Source organism: Spirosoma litoris, from assembly GCF_054776755.1.
Genome location: NZ_BAAHBI010000002.1, coordinates 70,729 through 96,591, shown reverse-complemented (window position 1 = coordinate 96,591; position 25,863 = coordinate 70,729). Strand labels below are relative to the sequence as shown.

Sequence of the window (25,863 nt, the reverse complement as noted above, 5' to 3'; positions counted from 1 at the left end):
AATTAACCGATGGCTGCCAGGGCAGACTGTATGGCCGGTAGTTCTGCTTCCAGAGTTCGTATAAATTGATGAACGAGTGGTTCAATTTCACTAACAGGTTGTTTATTCGTTATTCGGGCACCTATGGTTTGACTTAACTGGACCATTTCGGTCAATCCGAACATTTGAAACGCTACTTTTTGCGCGTGAATAATTCCACCAATCGTAGTCAGTTCGTTTTTTTCGAGTGCCTGCTGAATCTGCTGAATCTCGCCTGGAGTTTGCGCCAAAAACAACTCCATAACTTCAGCGGCAAACTCCTGGTCGTCATCTAAAGCGCTCAATAAAATCTCCATCGAGAAGCTTGGCTTTGGCGCTATCTCTTCTTTGGGTTTAACGGATGAATGTTGCTCTGTATAATGCAAGGGTGTGTATTTTCGTAAAATGCGCTGTAGTTCCTCCACCTGGAAAGGCTTCGGCAGAAAGTCGTTCATACCGGCCTGTAAGCATTGTTCTCGTTCGCTGGCCAGGGCATGAGCGGTCATCGCAATAATTGGCACGTTCTTGCACAATGTATTTCGGATGTAGCGAGTGGCTGTGTATCCGTCCATAACCGGCATCTGGATGTCCATTAACACTAGGTCGAAATCATTCATTTGCAGGCTGTTAATAGCCAGTTGGCCATTTTCGGCTAGCTGGGCAGTGTAGCCCAATCGTTTGAGGACCTGAAGCGCCAATTTCTGGTTCATCAGGTTATCTTCCACAATCAGAATGCGCAGATCGGAGAACGTTGGGTTTAGAGCAACAGTTGACCTTTCAGCAATCGGATCGATTTGAGTAGCGGCTATTCGATAAGGAATCTCCAGCGTGAAACATGATCCCTCGCCAAGTGTGCTGGAAACGCTAATGGAGCCGCCCTGCATTTCGGCAAGTGATTTAACGATATTCAGCCCCAGGCCTGTACCACCATAATAGCGGGTTGTAAAATCGCTGGCCTGACGGAATCGCTCAAAAATGAAGGGGAGGATATCGGCAGCCATGCCAATGCCTGTATCCTGCACGCTAAAACGTACCTGTACGGAGTCGGCTGTTATGGCTCTTTTTTCAATGCGTACCCGAACACCACCGTGCTGTGTGAATTTGATCGCGTTGTTGAGCAAGTTGACCAAAATCTGGGTGAGTCGTGTTGGATCGCCTAGAACAACCGGTGGTAGGGTAGGGTCGGTTTCGACAAGTAACCACAGATTTTTTTCGGTAGCCGCCGAATGAAGCATCGTTCGAATCGAATCTGCCAGCGAAGGAATGCTGAACGGAATGGATTCTAGCGGCAACATGCCCGCTTCAATTTTGGAGATGTCGAGGATATCATTGACGATGCTGAGCAGATTTTTGCCTGCGGTTCGGATGAAACTGACAAACTCGTTTTGCTCCGTATCTAACAGCGTGGTTTCCAGTAGATTTGAAAAGCCCAGGATGGCATTGAGGGGCGTTCTGATTTCGTGGCTCATGTTGGCCAGAAACTGCTTTTCGGTATGTCGGGCATCCTCCGCGATTTGTCGGGCCAGGGCTAGTTCTTCTTCAAGGCGCTTACGCTCGCTCAGGTCAAAGTGAATCCCCATAGACCCAACCAGCGTTCCAGTTTCGTCAACTATAGGAACACCACTGACCAGTACCCAAATACGACTGCCATCTTTCCGCATTAAGGCCATTTCGTAGGAGCCTGTCTGACCTTGTCCGCGTTGCACCTGTTGCCGACTAAGTTCTTCTTTAAACTCAGGATGAACCAGCAAATCGGCCGCGTTTTTGCCGACCAGTTCATCCTGGCTATAGCCTAGCATCTGGCAAAAGCGATCGTAGGCTCGTAAAATTGTCTGATCGTTATCAACTTCGAGCAAGCCCAGTTCCATCGTATTCATGATGGTTCGGTACTTTTCTTCGCTTCGTCGAATACGCTCGTCTGCCTGGTATTTCTGCGTAATATCGCCGTACTTCCAAAGCTGGCCCCGGTAGTGTCCGTCCAACCAGATTGGAATGTAATCCCATTTCAGTACTCGCCCGTCGGCCAGATGCGTTACCTGATCTCGGATGGCTACCTGATTACGGACAATTTCGTCCATCCGCTCGAAGAACTGTTCCGCATTCGCAAACAAAAGGGCAGGAGGGATGGCTACTGAAACGAATTCCTTGCCAATCAATGTGTTGGATGATTGGTGGATGCTGAACAGATCACAATATAGTTGATTGATCAGGATAATTTTTCGGTGCTCGTCTTCTACCAAAATACCGCTGTGCAGGTTGGTAATGAGCGATTCCAGGCGGGCCTGGGTCAATTGGAACGAGTCTTCGGTAAGCTTTCGTTGGGTGATATCTCTGGCCACCGCTACCAGTTCGGGTACTTGCTGCGCATCCTTTACCAGACCAACCGTCTGCCCAATCCAGACGGTTGTGCCATCTTTAGCGCGTACCGGAAACTCTATGTACGTAGCTTCTTGCCCAGACTGAACCATTGTTTGGTAGAAGTTGATCACTTCGGCTCGATAGTCGGGTAAAATCAAATGGACAAAATGCCGGCCAAGCAATTCAGTTTGTGTATAGCCCAAGCAACTCTCCACCATCGAGTTGGTAAAGGTGAAGTAACCTTCGGTCGAAATCTTGAAGATGATATCCTGAGCCGAATCGATAAGTTGACGATACTGGTACTCGCTTTGCTGACCTTGCTCAAGGTTAATTTTTAGTTGTTGATTCAACGCATCGTTCAGCAGCCTTTGTTGCTCTTCCGATTGGCTAAGGCGTAACGACTTTAGTTTCAACTGCCGCTCAACCCGTCGTTGTTCCTTTTTCTGGCAGACCAACTGGCGCTTAAGACGGTTCAATCGGCGCTGGGTAGGTTCAAACGAGTTCATATTTATTCATTAACACTAACAAATTGAAGGAGGTCAACTCTTGTTGGGAACTGCCTGTGCGGATGAATGCTGGTAATGGCGCGAAAGTATGGATAATGAGTGTACGATAGTACTATATTGTTTTGTGTTGCTAACCGTATAAAAAAGGTTAATCGCATGATAGTCGTCAGGGTAATCGATATGACTATTCGGCACGCCTGATTGTTGTCATTTATCCATCAATTGATTTAAATCGAATGGCGGTGTCCATCAGGCTTTTCGAGACTTAAAATTGACGATCACCCCAATAGGTAGCAAAATAAGCAAGTGGCTCTTTTTGTTACCAAAAATATATAAAAATGACCGTTATTTAATTTTGTATGTTTTAATTGGTATATTATTTCTTTTTAAGTTTATGTTTTGTTGATGACTTCCCGGTTTTAGGCCTTTGTTGCGGAAAGTCTTGCTATCTGTGCTGGTAGTAAAGACTGAAGAACTTTTATGAATTGATCAAGATAAACATTCACGCTGTTAAATAAACCAGCGTAGCCTTTTGCTTAGAGCCGTGGCACGGTTCTAAGCAAAAGGCCTAATGATTACTAAAACGATGGGGCAGCCTAATGACGCAATAAATCCGAATGCTGACCAGCAGAGAAAGCTACTGGAGGATATGATAAAACAGTGCGATGCTCTAATCGATGAGTTATATGAGACTATCGAGTTGTTTACCCTCGATGGTGCTTCTCCAGATGACGAGACCATGCATACCGATGCCGCTCAGGAGTTGGTGTATTATACCCGAAAGCGTATTGAGCTAGTAGAAGCGCTGCAACTGTTGAGATCGGGGCATGCGTAGCCAGAGCGAAATGGCCTAACCGAATACCAGATTGATAAAATAGACATTGCCTCTCTACGTATACTATTCACACGTAGAGAGGCAATGTCTATTGGGCAATACCACTAAGAAGCAATTAACTGGTGGCGCGGGAAAAATGCAGCATTAGACCTACTCACTGCCACAGGCCATAGTCGGGCAGCATTCGTTAATTGGAATGATTTTGGTTGTACCGAAAACATAGGTGCGCACGGGTTGACAACGGAGTTAGACTGGTAGTTTCGTATTGTGCGGTCAATAGAGATCGGGCCTGCCTGGCAGGCAGTGCTCACTACCCGGCTTCGTCGACGAGTAGCTTCTACGACTAAAAACGAGCAAGTATGAAGCAGCCAGCCCCCATACCCTTTCCAAAGCGAACCTGTGCAGCTCACAGGTAATGAAGAACAATATTGGCCGGGACCATATGAGATTTTCATAGCTGTATGATGAAATAGTCGATAAAGTTAATTGAGTATATATGGTAAAATTAAATTAAGTATTTATACTTAATTTATCTGCATGAAAATAAGAAGACAAAGACCCTTCAAGGCGAGAAGAAAAAGACAGAAGGATATAGAAAGTACGGTTAGCCAGGTGACTGGCAGGAGGTAATTTGATTTCATAAGTGCAGGTTACGATGAATGGTTGATACAAAGGTATCTCTTTGTTATGTGTACTGACATGAAATTTATTGAACGTAACAAAACATAGTTATAAGTGACTATAAACCTCCCTTTCTTTATGTAGCAACTAGTTGAATAGGATTTTTTTAAGATACGTTTAGGCGAAAGAGTAGCTAAGTATAAAAGGTCATCTAGTTGTTACTTTAGCAATATCGGTAACAGATGGGGTAGCCTAAAAATATAGAACAAACAGAACAGCATTGATCAGATACTACCTAAGGGAAATCGGGCAATGGCCACTTGCAAAGCCGACAGGGTTCCATGCAAAAAGCCAACCTCCAGAGAAGTTGGCTTTTTGCATGGAACCCAAGAACCTCAATCACGAAAACGACTAAGATGAAAGCATTACTTTGTTCGTAATTATACTAGTCTAAATCACTCAGTCGGTGAATGTGGTGCCGATTAAAAAGTCGGTAGATAATTGGGAAAATGAGTAGGGTTAACACGGTTGCCGTTATCAACCCTCCAATAACAACAATGGCCAGTGGCTTTTGCGTTTCGGAGCCAATGCCGGTTGAAATAGCTGCGGGTAAAAGGCCAATGGCTGCCATAAGGGCCGTCATGACGACAGGGCGAATCCGTGATCGAACACCTTCCCGAATGGCTTCGTCGAGTGGCATTCGGTCTTTTCGGTTCTGGTTGAAGACCGAAATCAGGATAACGCCATTCTGTACGCAAATCCCAAACAACGCAATGAAGCCAACCCCCGCTGAAATCCCGAAATTCATGCCGGTTACATGGAGAGCCAGGATACCGCCAATTAACGCAAAGGGAACATTGAACAGAACGAGACCAGCGTCTTTGGCATTGCCGAAAGTAATGAACAGAATAACAAAAATGGCGGCAATACTAATCGGAACGACTTGCCCTAACCGGCCAGTAGCCCGCACCTGGTTCTCAAACTCCCCAACCCATTCTACCGAGTACCCTTTTGCGGGTTGAAGTTTGGCAAGTACCCGTTGCTGTGCTTCGGCAATGGTGCTGCCCAAATCACGACCACGTACGGAGAATTTAACGCCGATGAACCGTTTGTTAAGGTCGCGATAGATAAAGGCGGGGCCTGTAATTTGCCGGATGCTGGCGATCTCTTTTAAGGGGATTTTGCCTCCGCTCATGGTCGGCACCATCAGGCGCATAATGTCCTCTTCGCTTTTACGGTACTCGGGCAGAAACCGGACACGGATATCAAACTTGCGTTCGCCTTCGTACAAAATGGAGGCCGTTTTTCCGCCAATTGCCATTTCGATTACGGCCTGCGCATCGGCTGTCGAAACGCCGTAGAGAGCCATCTTGTGGTCATGAAACAGAACGCTGAGTTCAGGCTGGCCTACGTTCCGAATAATGCCCAGGTCTTTGATGCCTTCAACATCCCGAACAGCCGCCATCGCCTGGTTAGCATATTTTTCCAGTTCGTACACATCCGGCCCAAAAATTTTGATCCCATTACTGGCTTTATATCCCGCTACAGCCTCAGCCACGTTGTCGATAATTGGTTGCGAGTAGTTGTAGAGAATCCCCGCGTAGTTCTTCAACTTAGCATCCATCTCGTCGGTCAGTTGCTCCGTGCTGATCTTCCGTGACCATTCTTCTTTGGGTTTCAGGTCTACCTGGAACTGGCAGAAATAAAAACCGTTCGGGTCGGTGCCGTCGTTGGAACGACCTACCTGCGAGAGTACCTGTTTCACTTCGGGAAATGTCTTCAGATCTTGCCGAATGGTTTTGGCCATATCGACGCTTTCAGGTAGTGACATACTCATCGGTAGCTCGGCGGTTACCCACAAGGCGCCTTCGTTAAGTTGGGGCAAAAACTCGGTGCCGAGTAGTGTCGACGAGAAAAACGTAGCGATCATGAAGGCAATTGCCCCAACCAGGCTAATCCGGCGGTGACGGTAACACCAGCCAAAACCCGCCATCACAATGCGATTGAAGAAGTTGACAATGGGATTGTTCTTCTCCCGAACGTTTTTCCGTAAGAGCATGGAGCACAAGACGGGCACCAGGGTAAGTGTAAATAAGAGCGCACCCAGTAAGGCAAAACCTAATGTCCAGGCGAGGGGTGAAAACATCTTACCTTCTACTTTCTCGAACGAAAAAATGGGGAGCAACGCCGTGATAATAATTAGTTTGGAGAAGAACACCGCCTTGCCCAATTCACCACCTGTTTTTCGAATTAAGCCAAGTTTAGCCATTCGATTATAGCGCTCCATGCCCATACGATGAGCCAGGTGGTCCAGTGAGACGAAAATCCCCTCGACCATCACGACGGCACCATCGATGATAATACCAAAATCGACCGCGCCCATCGATAAAAGGTTTGCCGACATGCCTCTCAATTTCAGGCACATGAACGCAAACAGCAGTGCCAGCGGAATAATAATGGACACAATGAGCGTAGTGCGCCAATCGGCCATGAACAGAAAAACAATGACCGTTACCAGAATGATGCCTTCCGTAAGGTTGTGCAAAACGGTGTGGGTACAGAACTCAATAAGGTTGTCGCGGTCGTAGAACGTTACCATCTTCACATCGGATGGCAATACACGTGTGTTCAGTTCCTCAATTTTCGCTTTTACCCGACTCAGAATTTCGCTGGGGTTTTCGCCTTTCCGCATCACAATGATGCCTTCCACCACATCGTCGTTAGTATCCAGGCCAACTTGCCCGACGCGGGGCAGGTTCGATTCCGCAACTTCGGCCACGTTTTTGACCAACACCGGATTGCCACCGACTTCCTCAATAAGAATATTCTCAATGTCCTGAATTGACGTCAGCAACCCAATACCGCGTACCACATAGGCCTGACTGTTGCGCTCAATAACATCGCCCCCCACATTGATGTTGCTGCGGGTAACGGCCTGATACACTTCCAGGGGTGTAATATCGTACTTGGTCAGTTGAGTTGGGTTGACTCGCAGTTCATAAATCTTATCGCGTCCGCCAAACGCAACGATGTCGGCAACACCCGGTACGCTTCGTAATTGGCGGTCAACCACCCAGTTTTGTAGCGTAAGCAATTCGCGGCTGTTGCGGTTTTTACTTTCGAGTGTATATCGGAAAATTTCGCCCGTTGGACCGTAGGGAGGCTGTATTTCTGGGTCGACACCTTCGGGTAACGACACGTTACGGAGCAGGTTATTGACCTGTTGTCGGGCAAAGAAATCATCGACACCATCGTCGAAAATGATTTTCATAACCGACAAACCAAACATGGTCGTTGACCGAACATTGCTTTTCCGCTGAACGGAGTTCATGGCAACCTCAATGGGCACGGTCACGAATCGTTCCACCTCTTCGGCAGAGCGGCCATTCCACTCCGTTACCACAATAATCTGGGTATTGGTGACGTCGGGGAAGGCTTCAAGCGGGGTATGTAGGTAGCTATATATACCTGCAATGACCAACCCCAGGGTCATGAAGAAAATAAAGAATCGATTTTTAAGCGAAAAACCGACTATGTTACGAATGAATTTATTCATGGGAATGGGCGCGGGGCAGGGTGCATGGAGCACGGTTTTTAGCCCTGCCCTATGCACCCTGCTCCTCGCTTAATTGTTGAGTGCGTTGTAGACCAGCAGTTGATTTTTGGAAATGACTTTTTCGCCGGGTTTGATACCCTGGCTGATATAGGCCACATCGCCTAGCGATTTGAGGACACTGACTTCGCGGGTTTCGATGTCAGACCGATTTCGGAAGACCATGACATACTGCTTTGAACGGTCGAAAATCACGGCTGCAGAGGGTACCGTTGCCAGTTTTCCGCCGTCTTCGTAGCGCAAGGTTACAGTGGCATGCATCTCGGGCCGGAGCTTCATCCCCTTGTTATTGAGCCGAATCCGAACCGTCATGGCCTTCGTATTGGGGTCCAGGACGGTGTAGATTTTATCAACATGGCCCTTGAAGAGTTCGTCAGGATAGCTGAGTGTTTGCACGGTCGCTTCCATACCCGTTCGTACCCGGCCAATGTCGCTTTCGTTCACATTGGCTAATACCCATACTTCACTAATCTGGCCAATGGTAAACAGGTTATCGGCGTTGTCGGAGCGGAGTTGCATATCGCGGTTCACGTTCTTCTCGATGACGTAGCCGTCAATGGGCGCTTTTACCGTGTACATCGATGCTTTGCCGATGCCATAAATGCGGAATACTTCTTTGACTCGGGTAGCTTCTGCCTGCGCTTTTTCCACTTCTTTCTGAGCGGCTACTACTTCGCGCTGCGACGTAAGTTTGGTTTCAAACAGATCCTGCGCGACCCGAAGATTTTTTTCGGCCACCAGCAAATCCGACTGGGCCTGGATTGACTGGCGTTCCAGATCGGCTACTTCGCCCGATCGGATTGCCGCCAGCGTTTGGCCTTTGCGGACGTAATCGCCCAATTCAACTTTGACGTCTTCTACGTTGCCACCCACCAGTGGAAACACCTTAATGACCCGGTTCTCGTCGGCTACAACTTTGCCAACCAGGGTCAGTTCGCTTCGTACAGGCTGCGTTACCGCACTGTCGAGACGAATACGGCGCATCATTGTATCGGAGAGCATAAAGGCTCCGGCCTCTTCTGCGGCTGGTTTTGGGGTACATGAACTAATAATAGTCAGTCCACTAAAGAATAGTAAGATGTTGATTTTCATGGTTATTGGATAAGCCCAGATCGTCGGTTCGGGCGTATAAAGAATAGGCTTGCTACGGGTGTGCTGGCCAGGCAGGTGACCGGGCTTACTTAAATAAGTCTTCGCCGATGAGGTAATTGAGTTCTTCGTAAGCACTCACCCGGTCGGCCTTCAGGCGATTGAGCTGACTGATGCTATCGTTATAGGATTCGATCAGGTCGACAAATTCAAGAAGGGTAATATTTCCTTTTTGAAAGCTGGTAATGACTCCCCGGTTCAACTGATCGAACTGATCAGTAAACTGTTGTTCAATCGATTGTACCCGTCGTTCCACTTCCCGCACTTTTTGCAGGGATGTTGCAACTTCGTTATTTACCTGAATCGCCTTTTGGCGCTGTAACTGACTTTGGTACTGAATCTGGCTACGAGCCGCCCGAATAGCGCCCTGATTACGATTGAACACAGGAATGTCGGCCGAAACAGATAGACCAACGTAATTCTGAATGTAGCTTCCGGCCTGATCGTACGTTCCCCCTACGCGTAAATCGGGTGTGGCTAGAGCACGCTGGAGCGTGTGATTCAACTCGGCTTGCTTCGTTAACGATTCAGCCGCTTTTAAATCAGGCCGATTGCGCAACGCCATTTGTTGCAGCGTATCTTCTGATTGGACTGGCAGACTGTAACGGGCCAATTTTTCATCGATAACCAGCGGCTTAATAGGCTGATCGACGGATAATAAGGTGCGCAGCGCCCGTTGATCGTCGGCTAGTTGAAACACAATAGCCGTCCGGTCATTGTTGAGCTGAAACAGCAAGGCTTTCAACCGAAGTAGCTCCCGAAGCGATACGTTGTTTCGATTGTATTGTATTTCATAAGCCGCTACGGTTGTCTGGAGGGTAGCCAGTTGCTGATCGAAGCGAGTCAGGGTTTTTTGTTGGAAATAAATGGAATAGAATCGACTCCGCAGATCAAAACGTAGCCCTCTGACTAAATCGAGTAGTTCAAACTGAGTCAGTTGAGCCGCTTCGGAGGCCAGCGCGATTCGTTTGTTCCGTTTGCCCGCGGTGTAAAGCAATTGCTGAATGGAAACGATTTTCTGGCCCTGTTTGCCTACATCAAGTACCCGTCGTTCATCGCCATTATACGCACTTAGTTCGAGGCTAACCGTCGGATTGTCGTATAAACGAGCTTGTAACACCTGCGCCTGACTGGCATCGATCCGAAACCGCTCGGCCAGTAAGAGTAGATTGTTTTTCACAAACAGACTGTCGGCCTGTCGGAGCGTTAACTGAATAGAATCCTGTTCAGTAGTAGCTTGTGCCTGAAGCGATCGGGCACTGACTAAAATAAAAAGTAACGAAATTAATAACCGCATGAGAGACCCAATGAATGGCTACAAAGGTCCATTGTGAAGGTTACAGCAGGCTTAAGCTAACCTTATAATGTCTATAGAAAACAATTAGAAAAAGATTAGAAACCGATTGTGATCAACCCGGTGCAACTACCTACTCTTCTTTCAACACATAGCCCATACCGAGCCGGGTGTGAATCAGTTTGGGCTTAAAGTCGCGATCTATTTTTTTTCGGAGGTAATTAATATAAACTTCGACGACGGTAGAATCTGGGTCATAATTGAGTGACCACACATGTTCGGCAATATCCAGTTTGGAGAGTACTTTGCCCCGGTTACGCATCAGGTAGTCAAGCAGAGAAAATTCGCGAGCCGTCAGATCTATTTTAACCTCTCCCCGACGAACTTCTTTCGTGATAAGGTTCACCGTCAAATTTGCCACCTGCCAAACCTGCTCCGACTCGGTGCTTATTCCACTCATATACTCCGACCGACGAAGGCTGGTTTTCACGCGGGCAACCAACTCCCGAAAATCGAAAGGTTTGACCAGGTAATCATCGGCACCTAGTGCCAGCCCTTCTTCTTTGTCTTCTATTTCGCCCATGGCCGACAGGATAATGATGGGCAGCGAAGGTTTAGCCGCCCGTACACTACGGCAAACTTCGAACCCATTGATGCCAGGTAGGTTAAGATCGAGAAGTAATAAATCTACATCTGGTTTTAGAGCTACCTGCCTGCCATTAATGCCTTCATAAACGACTTCGGTTGTATAGCCTTCCTCCTGAAGTCCCCGGCTAATCATCTGAGCAATGCGTCGGTCGTCTTCAATGATTACTATTTTCTTCATGCAATCACCCTATCAATAAAATACAAGGGATAAAGTGTTAAATCCGTGGATTAGCGACTCGTGTGAGTTTCGTGGGGAGTAGAAACAGTTAACGCCTGGTCAAACCTATCAGATGATCTGAAGCCGCTCAAGAAAGCGTGAAAAGTTAGCAAATGCAAACCCGCATCATCGCCTGGACGTATAACCGGGTTCTTCCCAACTGGCAAATTTTCGGACTGGCACTAGTCGCCAATACCGTATAGCCATCGGCCTTTAACGTGGCAATCGAATTGAGGAGAACCTTCGGGCAATGCGCTTCCAGAATTATGTAGTTTTGCTTTTTCATCAATCACAAACGGATGCATTCTTGTCCAGGTCAACGTCTTAACAATAAAAACACCAGATTTAAACGTCTGGTGTTTTTATTGTAATCCCCTACATGACCAAATCATCAACAAAGCTACTTTCCTGGTATTAGGTCTGGTTTAGAGTAACATTAGATTTTCCTTAGATTATGATTACAATTGAAGGTATTTGATTCTAATGAATTGGCCGTTTGTGATTTATGGCGACGAATTTTGTCTCAACCTGTTTCGTGTAATGGCACCACCAGCTACTCTTTTTTATACAGCACCCAGATTTCATTGATGGTACCTATTTCTTTAGACTGTAGAAATTTATTGATGTTCCACAAAGCCGCAGAGGAATAAAATTGGGGCTTAAACCCCAAACTATCTAAAAGAGGCAGCTTCGGCTTGGCGTCATTGTAGGTCGTGACCACCCAGGCGTTATGTAAGTACCGGGCCGAATCAGCATCATTAATCCTGACCAGATTCATATTGGGCGCATTTCGGCGATAGAACGTTAGTGGGAGATGGCTTTCTGTTTCAAACGGCGTACGACCCAGACAATAAATTGTAGGATTCGAATTCTTAAAGGTATTGGTCAGCTTTCGCGAAAACTCAACGGTTTGCGCAATTGGGTTTAAAAGCAAGGCGATCAGCGTTATTACATTGAGGGCTATACTGGCATACAAGGCGTTTTTTAGAAAACGGCGGGTCCCCGTTTTAGCCTGCTGGTAGTAGGTAAGCAATGACGATAAGCCCCAGCCTGCCAGAATGGGTAGTACATTGACGACTGGATATAAAAAGCGCTCTTCTTTATGCGCGACCAAACAATGCCCGACAATAAAAAACACCACGGCAAATGCCAACGGCTGACGGTACTGTTTCAGGACGCCTTTCAGACTGTAATAGAATAAGACAATGCTGATCGGGGGCGTACCAATAACCAGCAGCAGCATTACCACATAATACAAAAAGCTGGCAGTCCCGAACTCAGCCGCTTTGCCTTCTGTAATGTTCACCCGGTAGTATTCGTAGGGCGTAAAAACGAATTGGTGATAAAAGTTGGTATCTAAAACCATATTCATGGCTAGTCCGATACCAAAGCCAATAGCCATTGGTAGCAATCGGGTATATTTTCGTTCAATAAGCAGCATCCATAAGCCGAAACCAATCAGACCAAAGGCGACCTGAAAACGGAAATAGAACGCCAGACTAAACAGGAACCCGATCAGAAAAACGTATAGTGTTTTAGTCCCTTTGCGTTCATACAATAAAATAGCCCCGAAAAACACCATCGACGATGCCATTTCCGAGCTGAATAAGGTACGCGTATAGGGGAGTACCCAGGAAAAATTGATCAGTAGCAGGACGAGATAAAGTAGCTTTTTGTCGGACTTGAAATAATAAAGCCCGATTGCATTAAATAAAAGGAGCCCGGATACCCCAAAAAGGAGTCGCAGGATTAGAAGTTGTGTATAGGCGTCGTTTATGTGGCAAAAACGGCAGACGCCTACAAATCCTGAAAACAAATAAACCTGTAACGTTGGGCGAATATGGCTGGTCAACTCCCAGACACTAGTAGCCCCGGTAGGTTCGCCCATTTGCCAGGACGAAAACTCAATTAACTGAAAGTGTTGATCGGGATGAAAGAAGCCTACCTGCGTAATACAAAAAAAGAGCTGAACAAGTAGGGCTATGCCCCAAAGCCATCGTAAACGTGTATCGTTAAGCGTCTGGTATGAATTTACGTCCATTAAAATTCTCTGGAATTTGAGCTAGCCATCATCGTGATAGGCTGTAAACTGCCCGCAAATGTACGGCTAAGCAGTTGCTGATTTCGAATTCAATGGGATTGTTGACTGAGGTTGGCAATTTTTTTCGACAGGATTTACAGGATAAAACAGGATTTTTCTTCTGTGCTTAAATCATGTTAATCCTGTAAATCTTGTCGAAAAACTTTAGATGAATAGGAGTTACTCGGCATCGGGAAACGTTCTGACTTTGAGCGCCATACTAGCCAGGTTACTGCCGGAGTTGGCTGCCTTCTGGTAATATTTTAATGCTTTTTGCTTATCGATTGGGCGTCCGAGCAGGCCTAAATAATAGGCTTCGGCAAGTTCATACAAGGCGGCAACGTGGTTTTGAGCCGCTGCTCTTGTCAGGTATATATAGCTGTTTACGGTATCTAACCGGTCGTAGTAATAAATTCGAAAAGCCCGATAACTGGCTTCGGGAATACTCTGTTCAGCCGCTGCCCGATACCATTTTAACGCTTCGTTTGTGTTCTTCTCAACGCCGTTGCCTTGTTCATATAAATTACCCAGGCATTGCATAGCGTCACCACAGCCTTTATCGGCAGCTTTTTGATACCACTCATAGGCGATCTGGTAATTTTTGGGTACGCCCAGCCCAGCTTCGTATAAATAACCCAAGTATGTATGGGCTGTTATATTTCCGGCTTTAGCCGCTAATTGGTACCAGGTTAGCGCTTCGGTATAATTTTTCTCGACACCCATGCCATAGAAATACATACTACCCAAAGCTCCCTGCGCTTCTGAATTTCCCTGGATAGCCGCTAGTCGCATTAGGTTAGCGGCCTTAACTAAGTCTTTGGAAATTCCTTTTCCGTGGAAATAGCAAAGAGCCAGATTGTACTGGCCCCAACTGTATTTATGAGTAGCCGCCTTTCGGAAGCACTGCTCAGCCTGACTATACTCACCTGCTTTCCAATGGCATAAGCCATCGTCAACTTGAGCCCGTAGGTAAGCAATGGTGGTTGTATCCTGCAGATGAACTCGTTTATAGCTAAGGCTAAACGAGTCATCTGATTTTGCCAGGCAAGCGGCATTAATTGTGAAGGCTATGACTAGAGACGTTAGCGTGTAAGTCATTGGAGTAGATAGCTTGATCGATGTAGCTGAAGAGTCGGTTTTCAGTGCCCACTTTGTCGCCATATTGGCTATCGTAAACTAAGGTCTTGCCCTGTTTTCGCTGGAAACTAGGCTGACAGTCCAACAACGTTTTTCCTTCGTCAAACGGGTGAGGCTTCAAACTAAGTTTATACTCACCCTGTATGTGAACAGTTGACTTTAGGAAAAGAAATCCGGGTCTCTTTAAGCTGAATTCTTCGGTAACGATCAACTCCTGGCCAGTACCTCCTTTGATTTGGTAAGGGGAGTTAGCCTTTCTAAACGTGTCATTCAGGGCCTGGACGACTTTATAGACGGGCAAGTTATATTCTCGCTTGGCCAGTAAAGCCGAGTCAAAATAGCGCTTGATCATATCCAGGTCGTGCTTCACCAGTCGCAAATCAGATAGCGAGTCGTGCAGGGCGCGCAGCTCACCGGCCATACCCTGGATTCGGGTTTCGTAAGATTTAACCAATTGCTGATTATCGTTGAGAGCGTCCTGCAGGATCTTACGCAATTGCAGGCTGTCCCGACGTAATTCATCGACCTTGAAAACCAGCCGTTTATTTTTAAGATCAAGCTGCGATATCTTTCGCGTTAATGTCTTCGAGTGGCGGGCTAGATAGACGGATTTCTTCTGGTAATAGTTTAGCTGTTGCGTGAGCGTTTCGACGGAAGAATTGTCACCTCGTTTTAAAGATTTAGACCAATCTAGACCGGCTTCACTGGAAGAGCCTACCTTGTCCTGTGCCTGTGCTACGTTTGCCAGCGCAATTAAAACAGTAAAACTCAATAGATATTTTCTCATGAATGATAATATGGTGTTAAAGACAAGTATTTACGGTCAGATAAGTCTTAAGCTTCTCCCAAGTTGTGAGATAGACTTGTTTACAAAAGTATGTATTTGTGTATTGTTGATATGTATAAAGTTTAATCTAAGTGAATGAGTAATACTTTATATTTATTAAAAGGAGAAACGGTAAACTAATTATTTTGATTGTAATAATTGTTGAAGATTGTAGATATGTTATTGTTGATAGTTGGGCCACAGTCGTTTAGGAAATTCTATAGCGGGGACAGTTGCTATAGAAACGAGCTGAAAGACTTCGAAAAATATAAATCGTTCTGGTTCGAGTGAGTAGAGCGAAGTTATACGTATCTATAAAGTGCCAGTAGGAGCAGGCAAATCAGAACTGTAATTCACTTTTTTCGGGAAAAGCCATCACCAGATGTTTAATAACTGACTGCCTGGTGCTTTATCTAGAAAAACAAAAAAGCACTTACTGTTGAATGTAAGTGCTTGGTTTTTAGTTATTTGTGTGACCACGGGGAGACTCGAACTCCCATGCCTTGCAGCACCACCCCCTCAAGATGGCGTGTCTACCAGTTTCACCACGTGGCCATTTCTGTGATGCGGGTGCAAAGATAAGATTCTAGTTTTCTTTTCCCAAACAGAAGCTCGAAACTTTTCCTTTTTTCGTGAAACAGGGGGCATAAGTGGCTAAAATTTCGTACTTTTATCTTTCTAAATCACGTTTAAAAGTCCAATTTATATGGCACTGGAATTAATCGGAAAACTCATAAAAGTTCTGCCAGAAGTATCGGGGCAAAGTCAAAAAGGCCCTTGGAGCAAACAGGAATTCGTTATCGAAACGCTGGATGCTTCCTATCCCAAAAAAGTATGCTTAACCGCTTGGGGCGATAAAGTAGCAGACTTGAAACAATATGCTACGGGCGATACCCTGAAAGCTACCTTTAGTGCTGAGTCGCGAGAATACAATGAGCGTTGGTATACTGAATTGCGGGCTTTCCGTATCGAATTAGCCGAAGGAGATGGTGGTTCGGCACCGGCTCGCCCAGCGGCTCCGCAACAAGCGCAGTCTCGCCCCGCTCCTCAAGGTGCTGCTATGTCGTTCAATGCAGCTTTTGATGAAGAAAGTAACGACCTGCCATTCTAAAATGGCTCTAATGAAAAAAGCCGCTTTAAAGCGGCTTTTTTTGTGATTCGGCTGGGATTCGAACCCAGGACCCATACATTAAAAGTGTATTGCTCTACCAGCTGAGCTACCAAATCGGTTCAATTAAGGTTCCTCGTTTAGGGGGGCTGTCCGTAATTGTGGTGCAAAATTATGGCCTTTATTCGTTCATTGCAAGCCATTACCCTTAAAATAAGTCTATTTTTTTATTTTTTGTCTGTAAACGCCTGGGCTCAAACAGCTTCGCCAGACTCATTACGACGTGCTGATTCGTTGTTTGCTTCTGGTGATCAGGCACATGCGGCTCGTCTCTACGAAGCGGCCCTGGCCGAAGGGCATACGGCTACAGACCCGATGCTTTTGAAGTTAGCGAGTGCTTATGAGCAGCAAAATGATGTGCCGAAGCTGTTATATTACCTCGATGTGTATTTTGATCGGCATCCCGACGACGCGGTACTGCGCCGAATGAGCGACATTGCTCGTGCTAATAACCTAAGCGGCTACGAAACCGACGATCTAAACTACTTTTACCTCTTCTATCGTAAATACGGCATCTATTTTCTGCTTTTTTTGCTGATTCCAGCAGGTTATGTGTTTAGCGTGTTACTACTTAAAGTGGTCAAAAAGGAGGCTATTCCAGGACGACAGAAATGGATTATCTTCGTTTATCTGTTGCTGTTATTGATCTTTACGAACTTACCTGAGGGTGTGCAATCGGGTATTACCCGCCACGACCGGGTTTTGTTACGAACCGATCCTTCGGCAGCGGCTCCCGTTGTGGAGGTGATCGGCCGGGGGCATAAACTCAATATTCTGGGCACGAAAGATATTTACCTACGTGTACTCTGGCACAACGAGCTGTACTTTATCCGGCGAGATAATGTTTGGATTATTTAATGATTGAGTGATTTAATGAATGAGTGATTGAGTGAATAGCCCGTAAAAATTCTATTCACTCAATCACTCATTCATTAAATCACTCAATCATTTTTTCAAAGGCGAATCCTTCTCTTTGGCCAGCGTGTTGTACACCAGCTTGTCCATCAGGCCAGGAAGCCATTTGTTCATAAAGACCGTGAATTTCCCCTGTCCGGTTAAAATGAGTTCGCGTTTCCGACTTTTTACGGCTCTGAGTATATGATCGGCACATTCCTCGGCGCTCATCATGCTGCTTTCATCGCGCATTGTTTCACCTTTTGCCTGACCGTGGGCGTCTAGTGCCGAAACCCGAATATTGGAAGCTGTGAAGCCTGGACAAGCCGTCAGCACGTGAACGCCCGTGTGGAGCAATTCAGTCCTGACTGCTTCCAGAAATCCGTTCATCGCAAATTTTGACGCAGAATAGCCAGCCCGCACCGGTAGCCCCCGATAACCAGCAATCGACGAAATACCAACGATAGAGCCTTTGGTTTGCTGAATGTAGGGGAGGGCGTAACGAGTGGCATAAACCGTTCCCATGAAGTTGATGTCCATCACCTTCTGGATAACTGCCGGGTCGGTATCAATTAACATGGAGCGCATGCTAATGCCCGCATTATTGATGAGTATATCCAGTCGGCCGAAATGGGCAATGGTTTGGTCAATCAGTTTTTTTACATCCGCTTCGATGCTTACATCGGCAGTAAGCGAAAAGCAGGTAATACCAGCCTGCTGAAGTTCATCGCTAACCAGCTGAAGTGCATCCGCTTTACGACCACAGATAACAATACGAGCTCCTTCATGTCCGAAGGCAAAGGCTAATGCCCGACCAATGCCCGATGAGGCACCGGTAATAAGTACAATTTTATCTTTCATAGAGGAAGGCAAAGATAAGGCATTATTAGTCGCTAGTGGTTAGTTGTCAGTCGGTAACAAAACAGCTTTTATGAATAACTGCCAGCCAATGACTACTGACTGACGATATAGACTGTTAACACCTTATCGAATGAGTGTTACTGTTCCTTTGAAGGTACGTTTGGTTGTGAGCAGGAGATAATAATACGTGCCAACGGCAGCATCGTTACCATACCAGCGAAATTTTGGATCAGTTGAGGTGAAGATCGTTGCTCCCCAGCGATTCGTGATGTCAACCCGTTTGAACTGTTCATCACACGAATTTTCGGGTATGTCTTTTACCGCGAAGTAATCGTTGGCGCCATCGCCATTGGGGGTAAATACATTGGGTACTTTGATCTCGGCGTTAGCCGATGGGTTTTTAACATGGAATGTAACGCTGGTCACGTCGGTATGATTGGGCTGGCAGGAACGATCATCAACCACGAAATCGACAATGAATGTGGCCTCAGTTTTGCCCGCCATCAATTCGCAGGTAGGTGTCCAGCTAAAGGCAGATTGTAGTGTTGGCAGACCTGTCTTGTCAGTGAAATTCATTCCCGCAGCTTTCACATCAAATCCGCGTCCTGTACCTGTTAATCGAAGTGTGTCTCGGTCAGGGTCATTGCCCAGTACATCGAATTGCGTGTGGCCCGTAGAGTCGGAGGGGCTTACGGAGAGTTCAACGACGGGCTGGGCCAGTGTTGTACGTATACTGGGTGGCTGGCTGGGTATACCCACAGCCGAAAGCCTCACCGTAACAGTATCGCGAAGGTTTTGATTACAACGTGTGTCGGTCACAATAAAGTCGACTATATACTCAGGCTGTGTGGCTTGTGTACAGGTTGGTTTCCAGGTGAAAGGCTGAGCGACTTTTCCCACCCCCGATACTGAACTGAAGCTCATCCCTGCCTGGGCTAGAGTAAATCCGCGTCCAACAGCCTGAATCGTGATATTATCGTTATCGATATCGTTGCCAAAGGCCGTAAAGCTAAGCGATGAGCCAACCGTAGCTTTGCCTATGTTATTTACTAGATCGGTGCTGGCTGCAGGTTTATTATTTAATGACGGAGTAATTGTCAGGCGGATACTGATCGTATCACTCAATCCTTGCGGACACCCATCATCCGTGGCCCGGATGAGTAAGGTAAACGGTTTTCCATCGGCTCCGACGCAGCGCCCAAAACAGAATTTGGCCTGTAAGGTATCGCTGCTGGTCTTGGTGAGTAACGTACCGGGTGTGAGTGTCAGGCCGGGTAGCGACCCGCTCATGTTAGTGATGGTGATTTGCTGGTTCGGGTCAATATCAGTGACGTACAAACTCAGGCAGTTTGTGTCTTTCTCAGCAATTGTGATGACGGTCCCTTCTTTGTAGAAGCCTTTCTGTCCATCAGGCTTGAAAAGGAGTGTCGGCGGGTTGTTTTTCTTACAGTCGACAACCAACACCTGAAAATCGCGCCGGACGAGGCCGATCAATTTTTTATTCCGGTATTCACCAACTTCAACCGAGAACACGAAGAGACCAACTCTGTCGGGAGTTACCGTGAGCAACCCTGTACGGGCGTCTACGCGTAGAGGCACACTTCCCGGAATCTCATTGCTGATTGAAATGCCATTGATCCATTGAACAGGTGGGTAGGGACCAGCGTTGAAAACGGGTTGGGCCGCCTGATTGACAGAACCTGGATCTGGATAAACGGATGTACTAAACCCATTATAGGGAGTAACCAGGTTATAGGTCAGACTATCGCCATCGGCGTCTTTGGCACTGAAGTCGAGGACAAACGGCTGACCTACGCAGGCATAATCACCTTTAGGAACGGTAAATACCGGCGACGAATTGGCTACCGTAACCTGTCCATTTCTTATGGCTGGAAATTCCAGGTAAAATGCAGAACCTGCTGCGTTAGGAGCCATGATATTAACAATTGTTCCGTTCCGGCAGCAACGTTCCCAGGACATATAATAACCACCAGGATCATTGAAAACGTTAGGGTCGAGGTTCAGATCGTTACTGTATCGAATCAATAAAGTGCGTAACTCAGCCACGGCGCAGGTGGGTTTCGTATAGGCTACCTGCTCGGTACTAACGCGGGGCAGCGGAACATAGCCAATGAGCTGGTTTGTTCGTTTGGCAAAAACACCGACGCTAACGACAGCATCATTGGCGCCCGTATTTCCGTTGACGGCATCGAAGTACAGATTCAGGTTAATACGATGGGAATAAGCGCTCTGTGAGCCGAGATAACGCAACTCCAATTCGCCCCCAACAATATGGGTTGCCAGGGCAAAGTGGCTCATAACCAGCAATAAGCAGGCCATAAGTAAGGTTTTCCATAACGGACGGTACAGGTTTGGCATACGTAGATTCGATTCGGTATTGAGACCGTCCCAAAACGGCTGCTTAAATTAGCAGTTTTTTAAACGGTTAGGATTAGTAGACTGTACAACAGATAGTTAGCTGTCATTTATGGATAGGGGCGTAAAACAATAGGAAAACATTCGTATTTCTTCGCCCGATTCCTTACACAAAGTACGCATAAAAATGCCCGGCTGTTTCGATCAGTCCGGGCATTTTGGTTTAATGAAATAACAAAGCCGGATTTAGTAAATGTCTACTAGACCCGGCTACTACTTAAATGGTTGTTATAGTATCACGCGTAATTGAGATTGGAAAAGCCGGGCGCGGCTTGCTATGTACTCGCGCCCGGCAAACCATAACCGCCGACCCGGCTAGGAAAAAGAATAAAAAGGCTCTTAAAAAAGATTTCATAACGTGTTTATGGGTTGAAATTGATTGATTTAGGAATGGTGTTCTATGAAGTCATTGGCAGAATCAAAAATCAACTCAGACCCACTATATTCTTTATCAATAAAGCGATAATAGCAATTGGGGCGACCTTCTTTTTGATGTAACAAAACCGACCCAGCGCAAATTTGACTATTTATACCTATTTGCGTATCGCCTTCGTCGTCACGGATTAGGGTTTTATGACAATAAAAGTTATTGTCAGATGTTGCTGATTGCGCAATTTGTCTTGCTCGGTATTCACCTAGCCAGCCCTCTAGGCTATCCTTACGAAATGGACAATTATTGCAAGGCTTTTTCATACATAAGCCCCCTCCAATCGGCTCCAGCTACTAGGTTTCCAGCCGTTCGGCTTGATACTCTCGTTATACGCGTCTCGTAACAGCCGTTCGTTTTTAGATCGACCATTTTTAAGCATTAGTTGCCGGTCGTGCGAAACGTTCATATTAATCTCGTAGACATTGAACGGTTTGGCTTTCTGTATCCCGATAAAGATAAAGTTATCGGGATACAGACCAACTGCATCCAAGTAATAGGCGGCTTGTCGATCATAACCATATTTGATAAAGCAGTCGAAGAACTCAGACGATGAGCGGGCCGACGTTGTTTTTAAGTCGATTACATACGTACCGGCTGAAACTTCGCCGTAGTTATCTAGCTTCGCCTTACAGGGCAAACCCGTAATTGGGTCAGTCCAGGTCTTAACAACTTCGTGCGCCCCAGCTAAGATTAAATCCAGGCTTAGAGGGCTTGCGTTGGCCGTAAAAGACTCCTGCATTTGCATAATCGTGTGACGCTCTTTAATGTGATGTTTCGTCCAATCAATCGGCTTATGTGGCTCCAGAATCATCGAATGAAACGTCGTACCGAATTGCGCGGCTTTCGGGTCGATTGGCTTTTGTATGTTGCCAGTACGTAGGTTAAACAGTTCGCTTAGATCAGAATTTGCATAAGCGGGAAGGACGCGGTATTCGTGGTCAGTTAGTTGCATTTTGTGGATATAAGTGTTTTAAAAGTGCTTTTATAATTATCGACGGTCGCCACTCTTTAGAACCAGGTTTATAATGATGGTGATACCATAAAAGCAACCTTAAAATGCCTGTGCCGCCTTGACCTAAGCAACCCCAACCGCTCGAACCTTTCGGCCATTGTTGACGACTATCAAAGTATTGTTGCATATCGTATTTGGTTGGCGCTTCATTAAAAATAAAATAGTCAATTCGCTCTTTTTGCTCAGAGGTTAATTTCAGTCGTTGACGCTTCATTGCTGATTGTCTTCTAAAGTTTGCGGCTTATCTGCCAGTTTTTTAACGTGGTCACTTCTAACATGCGTTACGGCTCCAGTGCCATCGGCTTTAACTTTTAGCCGTCCCGACTTTACCCAACCAAGAACCGTTGCTTTGTATTTTCCTCGCTCAAAACCCTGAACGAACCGGGTAACAGAAACCCGGTCGCCCTCACTGATTACCGCGTTCATACTGTCGCTACTGGCTTTTCGATTCCACCTTGAATTATCTCCCTAAAGCGATCTGCTAAACAAGCCTGTAGATAACTAGGCGCTTCGTTTACTAAGTCCCTGAATGCTTCGAGGCCAATGATTCGCGCTATCTGTGTTTCGTGAATCGTGTTAACATGATTTACGATATTTCCTAGATAGTCGTGAAATTGCTTAACGTGCATTTCTTCCCCTCGTAATGTCTCTTTTATTTCCCGATCTGCCAACGTAATCCGTAACCGACTGAGTAAGTCAAAAAATGTCGTTGGCCCTAAATCGTTCGCAACCTTTTGGCGTTGAATATTGCTGTAAACTCGTGTTCCTGGCTTAAATCCTAATAACTTACAAGCCTTTTCGATTTGCAACGCCCGCGTATCGCGGATAAATTCAGCCATACTTGGGCTTTTGTATAACCGACCAATCGTGCAAGCATCTGGCAAACCAATCGCATAAAAGCTTAGCGAATCAGGGTAGTGGGCCGTTACGACTAACGAAGCGATTTCGCGCCGTATGTTGTTCTCGTTGTGTAGGTCTTTACCTGCAATAAGCAAAAACGCGCGGGCGCTAAACAAAACGCTATAGTAGGCTTGTGGAAACGTCCAATGTAGCGACGATTGTAAATATTGCTCGTCATTAACGACTGGCGTAATGCTTAGTGCGTATTCAGCCGCCCAACTGTTTAGTAGTAATTTTTTTAATCGCTCAGGTTCGTAAGTTGGTACGATAACCCCAACCGATGGGAACGCGTTAAACCGCTGTTCTTTGATATAGCCGTCGAAGGCTTGGAAAGACTCGAAAAGGGATTGCATGTAAGTAGAAGAAAAAAGGCCGTTGGCTTCTGATTGAGTCAACGGCCTGGGTCAGTTGATTGATTAAGAATTTGCGCCAGCAATGCCGCCTTCGAGTTGCTTAGTTTCTTCGACGTAGTAATTATCTACAGCCTTATTAACATCGCGTTGGGTAACGCCTTCGGTCAGTTCTTCTACGTCGTCGCCTTGCTGGAAGGGATTGTAGTACTGAAAGGACGTTTTAACGTTAGCCATATCAGTAAGCGTTTCCTGCCGGAATACCTTAACCTCGTTCGGGTATTGCTTTAGTAGTGCAGTACGGGCAGGGTCGCCAATCTTATACGAGAATGTAGCAATGTAGTATTTGCCCTTACCCTTTTCCAGCTTACTATTTTCTTTGGGTTCTGCTACAGCCGTTATAACTACATCGGCCATCGTCAAATCATCGTAGTAAAGTGGCTCAATCAGCCGAAAGATGTTATCAACACTATAGCCGTGAAACAGGATTGCCGACACGCAGTTCTTTTCGTCAATAAAGAAAATTTCCGCCCAATTCTTTGTACCCATATTGAGGATATTATCAGTAAAAATCCTCCAGGCTATAGGTTGAAACGTGAAGGTTCGGCCTAGTTTCTCTGTACCATTGATGTTAAAGATGCCTTCTTTGGCGTCGAAGCGATATTGGCGGGGGTGGCCTTCAAGGTATTTGACGCGGCCTAATGTTGCGGGTTGATCGTTGGTTTGCATAATTGTACTTTGTTTAGAAATTGAAAGGAAAAATCACAGAAAACGCCTTACCGACGTTGTATTATTTTCAGAATCCGGATTTATTAGCTTTTTGACTAGCCCGCATACTTTGCCCGATAAGCTTATTAGCTTGATTCTTATTGAAACCCAACCAATGGTTATGTATGTCGCAAGCCGCTTGACAAGCGTATTCAAGATCGAATTGCCGCTTTGTCGGATTTATTTCCCCGTTTTGAATTGGACTTATGTAGCCGCCCGTTTTAAGGACTTCAACGGCTACCCATTTGCCATTTTCTAATTGTACGGGGTGTTCGACATATTGGAGCCTATGTTCGTCTCTTACGGGATATTCTTTAGGCATTTTTATTTTACGCATGATGGAAAGGGATTTAATTATTAGGTAATCGTTCGTTAGTGTAGTGCTTCTTAAGTTCTTCGATTGCTTCGGTCAGCATCGGGATTACATACCCGATCATATCGGCATCGACGTTGTAGACTTCCGAATAGGGTTTTGTATTATCTATTCGTGTGTTGTAGGCTCGTAGGTCGTAAAGCCCCGGTTCGTTTCTGTCGGTTATCTCCAGCCGGACAAAGCCGCTTATGTGGAGATTTTGAACACGTCCAGGCGTGTGGGGTAGAGGTTGAAAGCCGTCCATTAGTCAACCTTCGCAACGGTTTTAACTTCCCAATCTGGATTTGCTTGGTGCATATCCCGTACAAGCTCGATATAACGCAAGTATTCGGCTTTTTGAGATTCAGTGTAGCTATGTTTGTCGCCAACCTCTTTGTAGATGTTAAGCCAATCCTCGATTGTATTAATCTGGCATCCGACCGCTATTTTACCATGACCCCAATAGTTGACGGTGTGTCTGCTACCCTGAATGTAAATACACTTGAGCAAGCGTGCCCCGTTGCCGATTTGTGCCCAGTTGCCGATTTGTGCCCCGTTGCCGATTTGTGCCCCGTTGCCGATTTGTGCCCCGTTGCCGATTCGTGCCTCGTTGCCGATTTGTGCCCAGTTGCCGATTCGTGCCTCGTTGCCGATTTGTGCCTCGTTGCCGATTTGTGCCCCGTTGCCGATTCGTGCCCCGTTGCCGATTCGTGCCCCGTTGCCGATTTGTGCCCAGTTGCCGATTCGTGCCCCGTTGCCGATTTGTGCCTCGTTGCCGATTCGTGCCTCGTTGCCGATTTGTGCCCCGTTGTCGATTTGGATTTTTCGAGTGCGAAGCTCTTCGCTGTCAAAAATGTTTTCAATGGTAAACTGGCTCCATGAGCCATTTACGAGAAGATAAATAGTCGCTTTCATTATAATTATTGATTTGGATTTATTGGCCCGGCGTGATCGTCGGGCCGTTGTGAGAGAATAAAAGCGTAGAGAGATTAGCCAACCGACAACAGCCGATCAACCCGGAACGAGCGCCAGCCATTAGCGCGTAAATCGAAATACTTAATAACCTTGCTGACGGTATCGGTATCCTTTGGCTTATGGTCGTCGCCATAGTAGCCGAGTGCGTTGCGTACTTCGCCGGTTTCTTTAACATACGTAAAGCGTACCGGCTCATTCATCATTTTAGCCCGCAATTGCAAACCCAACCAAGCGCGTTCAAACGCGACTTTCGAGCTTAAACCAACACCGCGTAAGGTATTGCCCAGGGTAAATACTTGCTTTTTCATTGTCTATTTCTTCGTTGTTGAATTACTGAATCAAAGTACGGTATAGTACGGTAAATTTGCAAATAAATAATAAAGAAAATTTAAAAATAACCGTACTAATATTTTTG

At 46.2% G+C, this 25,863-nt stretch carries 25 protein-coding genes and 2 tRNA genes; 3 read left to right on the top strand and 24 right to left on the bottom strand.

Annotation, left to right across the window (positions count from 1 at the left end; all coding sequences use genetic code 11):
* Nucleotides 1-2: 2 nt before the first annotated feature.
* Entirely contained in the window at nt 3-2,882 is a 2,880-nt protein-coding gene (locus ACYVGR_RS01235) for a PAS domain-containing hybrid sensor histidine kinase/response regulator (RefSeq protein ID WP_460953262.1), read from the bottom strand.
* A 571-nt stretch (nt 2,883-3,453) separates the two neighbouring features.
* Here ACYVGR_RS01235 and ACYVGR_RS01230 point away from each other — a divergent pair.
* A complete protein-coding gene (locus ACYVGR_RS01230) occupies nt 3,454-3,717 on the top strand; it encodes a hypothetical protein (protein ID WP_460953260.1) in 264 nt (87 codons plus the stop codon).
* Nucleotides 3,718-3,821: 104 nt separating this feature from the next.
* Here the strand turns inward: ACYVGR_RS01230 and ACYVGR_RS01225 are convergent, their stop codons facing one another.
* From ACYVGR_RS01225 to ACYVGR_RS01180, 10 genes are all read right to left on the bottom strand, one after another.
* On the bottom strand, nt 3,822-4,172 hold the full coding sequence (locus ACYVGR_RS01225; protein ID WP_460953258.1) for a hypothetical protein: 351 nt from the start codon (nt 4,170-4,172) through the stop codon (nt 3,822-3,824).
* Nucleotides 4,173-4,783: 611 nt separating this feature from the next.
* Nucleotides 4,784-7,894 carry an efflux RND transporter permease subunit gene (locus ACYVGR_RS01220; RefSeq protein ID WP_460953256.1) on the bottom strand — a complete coding sequence of 1,037 codons (3,111 nt, stop codon included), beginning with the start codon at nt 7,892-7,894 and terminating at the stop codon, nt 4,784-4,786.
* A gap of 69 nt (nt 7,895-7,963) precedes the next feature.
* Nucleotides 7,964-9,043, bottom strand: a complete 1,080-nt coding sequence (locus ACYVGR_RS01215; protein WP_460953254.1) for an efflux RND transporter periplasmic adaptor subunit — start codon at nt 9,041-9,043, stop codon at nt 7,964-7,966.
* An 85-nt stretch (nt 9,044-9,128) separates the two neighbouring features.
* Complete coding sequence (locus tag ACYVGR_RS01210) at nt 9,129-10,397, bottom strand: TolC family protein (protein WP_460953253.1); 1,269 nt, start codon at nt 10,395-10,397, stop codon at nt 9,129-9,131.
* 130 nt (nt 10,398-10,527) lie between these two features.
* Nucleotides 10,528-11,220, bottom strand: coding sequence for a response regulator (locus tag ACYVGR_RS01205; protein ID WP_460953251.1), 693 nt, complete (start codon nt 11,218-11,220; stop codon nt 10,528-10,530).
* A 145-nt stretch (nt 11,221-11,365) separates the two neighbouring features.
* The gene (locus tag ACYVGR_RS01200) at nt 11,366-11,545 is read right to left on the bottom strand and encodes a hypothetical protein (protein WP_460953249.1); all 180 of its coding nucleotides are present in this window, start codon (nt 11,543-11,545) and stop codon (nt 11,366-11,368) included.
* A 267-nt stretch (nt 11,546-11,812) separates the two neighbouring features.
* Nucleotides 11,813-13,300 (bottom strand): glycosyltransferase family protein, encoded by a 1,488-nt coding sequence (locus ACYVGR_RS01195; RefSeq protein WP_460953247.1) that lies wholly within the window; start codon nt 13,298-13,300, stop codon nt 11,813-11,815.
* A gap of 219 nt (nt 13,301-13,519) precedes the next feature.
* Nucleotides 13,520-14,437 carry an SEL1-like repeat protein gene (locus ACYVGR_RS01190; protein WP_460953245.1) on the bottom strand — a complete coding sequence of 306 codons (918 nt, stop codon included), beginning with the start codon at nt 14,435-14,437 and terminating at the stop codon, nt 13,520-13,522.
* Complete coding sequence (locus tag ACYVGR_RS01185) at nt 14,394-15,263, bottom strand: hypothetical protein (protein ID WP_460953243.1); 870 nt, start codon at nt 15,261-15,263, stop codon at nt 14,394-14,396. The genes ACYVGR_RS01190 and ACYVGR_RS01185 overlap by 44 nt, the downstream gene beginning before the upstream one ends.
* A gap of 512 nt (nt 15,264-15,775) precedes the next feature.
* A tRNA-Leu gene (locus ACYVGR_RS01180) sits at nt 15,776-15,857 on the bottom strand.
* A 151-nt stretch (nt 15,858-16,008) separates the two neighbouring features.
* Here ACYVGR_RS01180 and ACYVGR_RS01175 point away from each other — a divergent pair.
* Nucleotides 16,009-16,413 (top strand): DUF3127 domain-containing protein, encoded by a 405-nt coding sequence (locus ACYVGR_RS01175; protein WP_460953241.1) that lies wholly within the window; start codon nt 16,009-16,011, stop codon nt 16,411-16,413.
* Nucleotides 16,414-16,456: 43 nt separating this feature from the next.
* Here ACYVGR_RS01175 and ACYVGR_RS01170 read toward each other — a convergent pair.
* A tRNA-Lys gene (locus tag ACYVGR_RS01170) sits at nt 16,457-16,529 on the bottom strand.
* A gap of 55 nt (nt 16,530-16,584) precedes the next feature.
* On the opposite strand from ACYVGR_RS01170, the gene ACYVGR_RS01165 reads away from it, so the two are divergent.
* Nucleotides 16,585-17,328 (top strand): tetratricopeptide repeat protein, encoded by a 744-nt coding sequence (locus ACYVGR_RS01165; protein ID WP_460953239.1) that lies wholly within the window; start codon nt 16,585-16,587, stop codon nt 17,326-17,328.
* Between the two features lie 87 nt (nt 17,329-17,415).
* Here ACYVGR_RS01165 and ACYVGR_RS01160 read toward each other — a convergent pair whose 3' ends face one another.
* The 12 genes from ACYVGR_RS01160 to ACYVGR_RS01105 form a co-directional block, all read right to left on the bottom strand.
* Nucleotides 17,416-18,225 carry an SDR family oxidoreductase gene (locus tag ACYVGR_RS01160; protein WP_460953237.1) on the bottom strand — a complete coding sequence of 270 codons (810 nt, stop codon included), beginning with the start codon at nt 18,223-18,225 and terminating at the stop codon, nt 17,416-17,418.
* Between the two features lie 123 nt (nt 18,226-18,348).
* Nucleotides 18,349-20,604, bottom strand: coding sequence for a T9SS type B sorting domain-containing protein (locus ACYVGR_RS01155; protein WP_460953235.1), 2,256 nt, complete (start codon nt 20,602-20,604; stop codon nt 18,349-18,351).
* 441 nt (nt 20,605-21,045) lie between these two features.
* Entirely contained in the window at nt 21,046-21,354 is a 309-nt protein-coding gene (locus tag ACYVGR_RS01150; protein WP_460953233.1) for a DUF6283 family protein, read from the bottom strand.
* Nucleotides 21,351-22,043, bottom strand: coding sequence for a PD-(D/E)XK nuclease-like domain-containing protein (locus ACYVGR_RS01145; protein WP_460953231.1), 693 nt, complete (start codon nt 22,041-22,043; stop codon nt 21,351-21,353). The genes ACYVGR_RS01150 and ACYVGR_RS01145 overlap by 4 nt, the downstream gene beginning before the upstream one ends.
* Nucleotides 22,030-22,317 (bottom strand): hypothetical protein, encoded by a 288-nt coding sequence (locus ACYVGR_RS01140; RefSeq protein ID WP_460953229.1) that lies wholly within the window; start codon nt 22,315-22,317, stop codon nt 22,030-22,032. The genes ACYVGR_RS01145 and ACYVGR_RS01140 overlap by 14 nt, the downstream gene beginning before the upstream one ends.
* Nucleotides 22,314-22,529: a hypothetical protein gene (locus tag ACYVGR_RS01135; RefSeq protein ID WP_460953227.1), complete on the bottom strand. Its 216-nt coding sequence runs from the start codon at nt 22,527-22,529 to the stop codon at nt 22,314-22,316. Before ACYVGR_RS01135 ends, ACYVGR_RS01140 begins: the two co-directional genes overlap by 4 nt.
* The gene (locus ACYVGR_RS01130) at nt 22,526-23,356 is read right to left on the bottom strand and encodes a hypothetical protein (RefSeq protein ID WP_460953226.1); all 831 of its coding nucleotides are present in this window, start codon (nt 23,354-23,356) and stop codon (nt 22,526-22,528) included. Before ACYVGR_RS01130 ends, ACYVGR_RS01135 begins: the two co-directional genes overlap by 4 nt.
* Before the next feature lie 63 nt (nt 23,357-23,419).
* Nucleotides 23,420-24,082, bottom strand: a complete 663-nt coding sequence (locus ACYVGR_RS01125) for a hypothetical protein (protein WP_460953224.1) — start codon at nt 24,080-24,082, stop codon at nt 23,420-23,422.
* 67 nt (nt 24,083-24,149) lie between these two features.
* The gene (locus ACYVGR_RS01120) at nt 24,150-24,458 is read right to left on the bottom strand and encodes a hypothetical protein (RefSeq protein WP_460953222.1); all 309 of its coding nucleotides are present in this window, start codon (nt 24,456-24,458) and stop codon (nt 24,150-24,152) included.
* 13 nt (nt 24,459-24,471) lie between these two features.
* On the bottom strand, nt 24,472-24,738 hold the full coding sequence (locus ACYVGR_RS01115) for a hypothetical protein (RefSeq protein ID WP_460953221.1): 267 nt from the start codon (nt 24,736-24,738) through the stop codon (nt 24,472-24,474).
* Nucleotides 24,738-25,388, bottom strand: coding sequence for a hypothetical protein (locus ACYVGR_RS01110; RefSeq protein ID WP_460953219.1), 651 nt, complete (start codon nt 25,386-25,388; stop codon nt 24,738-24,740). The genes ACYVGR_RS01115 and ACYVGR_RS01110 overlap by 1 nt, the downstream gene beginning before the upstream one ends.
* Nucleotides 25,389-25,462: 74 nt before the next feature.
* On the bottom strand, nt 25,463-25,756 hold the full coding sequence (locus ACYVGR_RS01105) for an SH3 beta-barrel fold-containing protein (protein WP_460953217.1): 294 nt from the start codon (nt 25,754-25,756) through the stop codon (nt 25,463-25,465).
* Nucleotides 25,757-25,863 lie beyond the last annotated feature (107 nt).

What these genes read in the sequence shown, in the direction of transcription:
- ACYVGR_RS01235 (WP_460953262.1), bottom strand. Translation starts at nt 2,882, where the DNA reads ATGAACTCGTTTGAACCTACCCAGCGCCGATTGAACCGTCTTAAGCGC.
- ACYVGR_RS01230 (WP_460953260.1), top strand. Translation starts at nt 3,454, where the DNA reads ATGATTACTAAAACGATGGGGCAGCCTAATGACGCAATAAATCCGAAT.
- ACYVGR_RS01225 (WP_460953258.1), bottom strand. Translation starts at nt 4,172, where the DNA reads ATGAAAATCTCATATGGTCCCGGCCAATATTGTTCTTCATTACCTGTG.
- ACYVGR_RS01220 (WP_460953256.1), bottom strand. Translation starts at nt 7,894, where the DNA reads ATGAATAAATTCATTCGTAACATAGTCGGTTTTTCGCTTAAAAATCGA.
- ACYVGR_RS01215 (WP_460953254.1), bottom strand. Translation starts at nt 9,043, where the DNA reads ATGAAAATCAACATCTTACTATTCTTTAGTGGACTGACTATTATTAGT.
- ACYVGR_RS01210 (WP_460953253.1), bottom strand. Translation starts at nt 10,397, where the DNA reads ATGCGGTTATTAATTTCGTTACTTTTTATTTTAGTCAGTGCCCGATCG.
- ACYVGR_RS01205 (WP_460953251.1), bottom strand. Translation starts at nt 11,220, where the DNA reads ATGAAGAAAATAGTAATCATTGAAGACGACCGACGCATTGCTCAGATG.
- ACYVGR_RS01200 (WP_460953249.1), bottom strand. Translation starts at nt 11,545, where the DNA reads ATGAAAAAGCAAAACTACATAATTCTGGAAGCGCATTGCCCGAAGGTT.
- ACYVGR_RS01195 (WP_460953247.1), bottom strand. Translation starts at nt 13,300, where the DNA reads ATGGACGTAAATTCATACCAGACGCTTAACGATACACGTTTACGATGG.
- ACYVGR_RS01190 (WP_460953245.1), bottom strand. Translation starts at nt 14,437, where the DNA reads ATGACTTACACGCTAACGTCTCTAGTCATAGCCTTCACAATTAATGCC.
- ACYVGR_RS01185 (WP_460953243.1), bottom strand. Translation starts at nt 15,263, where the DNA reads ATGAGAAAATATCTATTGAGTTTTACTGTTTTAATTGCGCTGGCAAAC.
- ACYVGR_RS01175 (WP_460953241.1), top strand. Translation starts at nt 16,009, where the DNA reads ATGGCACTGGAATTAATCGGAAAACTCATAAAAGTTCTGCCAGAAGTA.
- ACYVGR_RS01165 (WP_460953239.1), top strand. Translation starts at nt 16,585, where the DNA reads ATGGCCTTTATTCGTTCATTGCAAGCCATTACCCTTAAAATAAGTCTA.
- ACYVGR_RS01160 (WP_460953237.1), bottom strand. Translation starts at nt 18,225, where the DNA reads ATGAAAGATAAAATTGTACTTATTACCGGTGCCTCATCGGGCATTGGT.
- ACYVGR_RS01155 (WP_460953235.1), bottom strand. Translation starts at nt 20,604, where the DNA reads ATGCCAAACCTGTACCGTCCGTTATGGAAAACCTTACTTATGGCCTGC.
- ACYVGR_RS01150 (WP_460953233.1), bottom strand. Translation starts at nt 21,354, where the DNA reads ATGAAAAAGCCTTGCAATAATTGTCCATTTCGTAAGGATAGCCTAGAG.
- ACYVGR_RS01145 (WP_460953231.1), bottom strand. Translation starts at nt 22,043, where the DNA reads ATGCAACTAACTGACCACGAATACCGCGTCCTTCCCGCTTATGCAAAT.
- ACYVGR_RS01140 (WP_460953229.1), bottom strand. Translation starts at nt 22,317, where the DNA reads ATGAAGCGTCAACGACTGAAATTAACCTCTGAGCAAAAAGAGCGAATT.
- ACYVGR_RS01135 (WP_460953227.1), bottom strand. Translation starts at nt 22,529, where the DNA reads ATGAACGCGGTAATCAGTGAGGGCGACCGGGTTTCTGTTACCCGGTTC.
- ACYVGR_RS01130 (WP_460953226.1), bottom strand. Translation starts at nt 23,356, where the DNA reads ATGCAATCCCTTTTCGAGTCTTTCCAAGCCTTCGACGGCTATATCAAA.
- ACYVGR_RS01125 (WP_460953224.1), bottom strand. Translation starts at nt 24,082, where the DNA reads ATGCAAACCAACGATCAACCCGCAACATTAGGCCGCGTCAAATACCTT.
- ACYVGR_RS01120 (WP_460953222.1), bottom strand. Translation starts at nt 24,458, where the DNA reads ATGCGTAAAATAAAAATGCCTAAAGAATATCCCGTAAGAGACGAACAT.
- ACYVGR_RS01115 (WP_460953221.1), bottom strand. Translation starts at nt 24,738, where the DNA reads ATGGACGGCTTTCAACCTCTACCCCACACGCCTGGACGTGTTCAAAAT.
- ACYVGR_RS01110 (WP_460953219.1), bottom strand. Translation starts at nt 25,388, where the DNA reads ATGAAAGCGACTATTTATCTTCTCGTAAATGGCTCATGGAGCCAGTTT.
- ACYVGR_RS01105 (WP_460953217.1), bottom strand. Translation starts at nt 25,756, where the DNA reads ATGAAAAAGCAAGTATTTACCCTGGGCAATACCTTACGCGGTGTTGGT.